The 2,952-nt window shown below is 65.8% G+C and carries 3 protein-coding genes; all 3 read left to right on the top strand.

The window, feature by feature from the left end; genetic code table 11:
• Positions 1–386 precede the first annotated feature (386 nt).
• Complete coding sequence (map, locus tag QMK34_RS38735) at positions 387–1,244, top strand: type I methionyl aminopeptidase (protein ID WP_326419770.1); 858 nt, start codon at positions 387–389, stop codon at positions 1,242–1,244.
• Between the two features lie 172 nt (positions 1,245–1,416).
• Positions 1,417–2,784: a M14 family zinc carboxypeptidase gene (locus tag QMK34_RS38730; protein ID WP_326419769.1), complete on the top strand. Its 1,368-nt coding sequence runs from the start codon at positions 1,417–1,419 to the stop codon at positions 2,782–2,784.
• Positions 2,785–2,808: 24 nt separating this feature from the next.
• Complete coding sequence (locus QMK34_RS38725; RefSeq protein WP_326419768.1) at positions 2,809–2,952, top strand: hypothetical protein; 144 nt, start codon at positions 2,809–2,811, stop codon at positions 2,950–2,952.

Raw genomic sequence — 2,952 nt, 5'->3', positions numbered from 1 at the left:
AGTCAACCCACCTCAACCTAACCCCAAGCAACAAAACCCAACCACAACACCAACACCAAAAACCCAGCCCCAGCCGTTTGCCGGGACCACAGGGTCTCCGCGAGCTCTGCGAGTGGAGACTTCACGCCGCGCGCCCTCTTTCAGGCCCGTCAGGGCCTCCCAACTCGCGACGGCAGGTCGCCCCCCTCAAAGCAAAAGCCGCACTTACGCTCGGAGTCAGGGGCGACCTGGCGGCGCGAGTTTGTGAGCGCGCTGGCCAAAAAACACAGGCTTCTAGCCACACCTCAGGACTAAACCAAAAACCCGCACCGCCGCTGAGCACCAGTAACACACCTCAGCACCCAGCCACCAAACTCCCACCAAACAACCCGGCTAAGCTGAAAAGCATGTCCGTTCGTGCCTCCCTCGTGCCCGGCGTCCAGACGCCGCGCCGCCCGGTTCCCGCCAGCATCGCCCGCCCCGACTACGTGGACAAGCCGTCGCCGAAGCGCGACACGGGCGACGGTGTCCGCACGCCGGAGGTCATCGAGGCGATGCGGCCGGCCAGCAGGATCGCGGCGCAGGCGTTGCAGGAGGGCGGCAAGGCCGTCAAGCCGGGTGCGACGACTGACGACGTCGACAAGGTGGTGCACGAGTTCCTGCTGGATCACCACGCGTACCCGTCGACGCTGGGTTACCGCCGTTTTCCGAAGTCGTGCTGCACGTCGCTCAACGAGGTGATCTGCCATGGTATCCCCGACTCGACGGTGATCGAGGACGGTGACATCTGCAACATCGACGTCACCGCGTTCATCGGTGGTGTCCACGGTGACACCAACGCGACGTTCCTCGCCGGGGACGTGGCGGAGGAGGTCCGCCTGCTGGTCGAGCGGACGCATGAGGCGACCATGCGCGCGATCAAGGCTGTGCGGCCGGGGCGTCAGCTCAACGTGATCGGCCGGGTCATCGAGTCCTACGCGAAGCGGTTCGGTTACGGCGTGGTCCGTGACTTCACCGGTCATGGTGTCGGCCCGGCGTTCCACACCGCGCCGACCGTGCTCCACTACGAGGAGCCCGCGGTGGAGACGATCATCGAGGAGGGGATGACGTTCACCATCGAGCCGATGATCACGCTGGGCACCATCGACTACGACATCTGGGGTGACGACTGGACGGTCACCACCAAGGACAAGCTGTGGACGGCCCAGTTCGAGCACACGCTGGTGGTCACCGAATCCGGTTCGGAGATCCTGACGCTCCCGTGAGGCGCGGGTATTTCACTTTGTTCACACTGCCGTAATCGCGGCGTGTCCGTTTTGGTCGGTTGTCCACCCTCCGATTGTTGGTAATTTTCCCCATTACCTACGTCGGGGGGTGACTTCGGCGGTTCCGTCACTCCTACCCTTCGTGTCCATCAGGTCACCTCAGGGAGGATTCATGCGGAAACTCCGCGCGATGACGACGGTCGCCGGCGCGGCCGTGCTGGTCGCGATGGCAGCGCTCACCACCGGTCCGGCCGCGCAGGCGGATCGGCCGATGGCGGGGGATCTCGTCGAGTACCAGGTCCACGACGGCGCCCGGAACGCGCAGGTGCTGGCGGACGCCGGACTCGACGTCGTCGCCGTTCGCCAGGGCGGCGACCTGGTGGTCGCGGGCGACGACTCGACGGCTGATCAGCTGCGTGGGCTCGGTCTCCGTGCCGATGTCTCCCGGCGCGTCCACCAGGGCACGTGGGCGGCGCCGTCGCGCCCGGCGGGTGCCGGGCTGCAGGACGAGACGTACTACGGCGGCTACCACACGGTGAACGCCCACTACGCCAACATGGACGCCGCCGCGAGCGCGCATCCCGACCTCGCGTCCGTGGTGAGCTATGGGCAGTCCTGGCGCAAACAGCAGGGCCAGGGCGGGTACGACCTGAAAGCCGTCTGTATCACCAAGATGGCCCAGGGCGACTGCGCGGTGAACCCGAACTCGAAGAAGCCGCGGTTCCTGCTGCAGGCCCAGGTCCACGCCAGGGAGATCGCTACCGGCGAGATGGCCTACAAGTACATCAACTACCTGGTCAACGGCTACGGCAAGGACGCCACGGTGACGAACCTGCTGGACACCACCGAGATCTGGGTGGTGCCGATCGTCAACCCCGACGGCGTGGACCTCGTGCAGCGCGGCGGGAACAGCCCGGTCATGCACCGCAAGAACGCCGACTTCACCCAGGCCGATCTGCAGCGCTGCGGTGACTCGGTGAGCAGCCAGCCCGGTGTCGACATCAACCGGAACTTCGGTTACGGCTGGCAGAGCAACACCAGCAAGTGCGACCAGACGACGTCGACGTCGAACGGTTCCTCGGACTCCGAGCCGGAAACCAAGGCGCTGGAACAGTTCTGGGGCAGTCTCTTCGGTGACCACCGCGCCGACGGTCCCAACGACAAGGTCGACGCGGGCGCCCGCGGCACCGCGCTGATGCTGCACAGCTACGCCGGGATCATCATCCTGCCGTGGGAGTACACCCACTCGGTGCACTCGCCGAACGACGCGCAGTTCCGCGCCATGGGCAAGGACATGTCGCAGTTCTCCGGCTACCGCTACGGCCAGGCCGGTGAGCTGCTCTACGACGCGGCAGGCGGTTCGGACGACTACGCCTACGGCAAGCTGGGCATGGCGTCCTTCACCATCGAGCTCGGTGACAACGGCGGCAGCTGTGACGGCTTCGCGCCCCGATACTCCTGTGTGGACAGCAAGTTCTACCCGTACATGCAGAAGACGTTCAACTACCTCGCGAGCAAGGCGCCTTCGCCCTTCAAGTGACGCTCCAGGAACAAAGGAGTTCGCGTGAGAATCCCCTTTTTCGCCGTCGCGGTGCTGGCCGGGGTGACCGCGGCCGCGGTCACCCCGGCCGGTGCGGGCTGGGACTACGTCACCGGCCTCGGCATGCCGAAGGTGACGCAGTTCCTCAACGCTGTCGCCGCACCCTAA

It is taken from the genome of Amycolatopsis sp. H20-H5 (genome assembly GCF_035828755.1).
Lineage (GTDB): Bacteria > Actinomycetota > Actinomycetes > Mycobacteriales > Pseudonocardiaceae > Amycolatopsis.
This window is presented reverse-complemented; position numbering and strand designations above follow the sequence as displayed.

What these genes read in the sequence shown, in the direction of transcription:
- map (WP_326419770.1), top strand. Translation starts at nt 387, where the DNA reads ATGTCCGTTCGTGCCTCCCTCGTGCCCGGCGTCCAGACGCCGCGCCGC.
- QMK34_RS38730 (WP_326419769.1), top strand. Translation starts at nt 1,417, where the DNA reads ATGCGGAAACTCCGCGCGATGACGACGGTCGCCGGCGCGGCCGTGCTG.